This window comes from Treponema endosymbiont of Eucomonympha sp. (assembly GCF_001028545.1).
Genome location: NZ_BBPW01000406.1, coordinates 1 through 628, shown reverse-complemented (window position 1 = coordinate 628; position 628 = coordinate 1). Strand labels below are relative to the sequence as shown.

General features: G+C 62.4%; 1 protein-coding gene. It reads left to right on the top strand.

Going from position 1 to position 628, the window contains the following annotated elements; all coding sequences use genetic code 11:
- Window positions 1-425: SIMPL domain-containing protein (locus AWU74_RS07330; RefSeq protein WP_162505012.1), on the top strand; the 425-nt coding region annotated here is incomplete at its 5' end.
- Window positions 426-628: the final 203 nt, after the last annotated feature.

The window sequence follows — 628 nt, the reverse complement described above, 5'->3', positions numbered from 1 at the left end:
GCGAGACCGGCTACGGCAGCGGCGCGAACGCGCCGGGAGAATACCGCGTGGCGAACCGGCTGAACGTCACGGTGCAAACGCTTAATTTGGTCGGTCAACTGATAGACGCGGCGATACGCGCCGGAGCGAATGAGCTTTCGTCGCTCGACTATTCGTCGTCGGACACCGAAAATGCGCTCCGCGAAGCCCGAATCCGCGCGCTGCGTCAGGCGGAAGCGACCGCCCGGCTGTTTGCCGCCGAATCCTCGGCGAAACTCGGCAGGGTGCTGCACGTTGCAGACGCGCTCGGCGCGCCGGTTCCGGTATATGCGCCGAAAACAGCCCGCGCGCTTGCCGATTCGGCTGGAAGCTACGTGCCGACGCCGATAGGAGCGGGAGCCAACACCGTTACGGCTGCGGTCAGCGTAACGTATGAGCTGAAATAAGCGGCGCTTTCGCCTGCCAGAATGTAGCAATGAGCGTCCGCCGCAGATTTCGGCTTCGGCGGAGAAGCGAGTACCACAATATGCTTGACTATCGTTTTATAAAAGACAACCTCGCGGCGGTAAAGCGGAACATTGCCGACCGCAATATGCGCGCCGACGCGGACCGCGTCGCGGAGCTGTAGGACAAGCGTACCGCGCTCGTT